Annotated in this window: 1 protein-coding gene; it reads right to left on the bottom strand. The window is 59.4% G+C overall.

Features of this window, described 5'->3' with window-relative positions; translation table 11 throughout:
• Nucleotides 1-198 precede the first annotated feature (198 nt).
• Nucleotides 199-485 (bottom strand): ATP-binding protein (locus RM704_RS45300; protein WP_369015714.1); only part of this gene is annotated, 287 nt, incomplete at its 5' end.

The following is a 485-nucleotide window of genomic DNA, read 5'->3' as shown; positions in this document are numbered from 1 at the left end:
GAATAGGATACTAAGGCGCGCAAATGCACAACCTGTTTTGCCTAGTCGCCTCGTGATCCCTCGACCGTTTCTGCGACAGCTTGGTGATTTAATCCCCGTCGCGGCAGCCAGGATCGGCAGGGCTGCGATCGACTTGATCTTCTCGATCGCAAAGCGCGAGGTGCGTGCTCGAAGTTGGAACCAGCAATCCGGCCATAATCAAGAAGCGTCGGCAGGGTGGGCTGGTACGGTGAAGTGAAAAATTGCGCCGTGGGGCTGGTTGCGCGTCACCCACAAGCGTCCGGCATGCGCTTCGATAATCGAACGACAGATCGACAGTCCCACCCCCAAACCGCTGGGCTTCGTCGTGTAGAAGGGGGCGAAGGCGTGCTCGAAGGTTTCAGAGCTCATCCCCGGTCCCGAGTCCTTCACCTCGACGAGAACACCGTCCGGTGCACCCTGCGCGGTGGTGATCAGCACTTTCTTGGCTCCATTCGCGACCGTGC

Source organism: Streptomyces gottesmaniae (assembly GCF_031845845.1).
GTDB classification, from domain to species: domain Bacteria; phylum Actinomycetota; class Actinomycetes; order Streptomycetales; family Streptomycetaceae; genus Streptomyces; species Streptomyces akebiae.
Note: the sequence above shows the minus strand (reverse complement) of the source record. Positions and strands in the feature narration are given on the sequence as shown.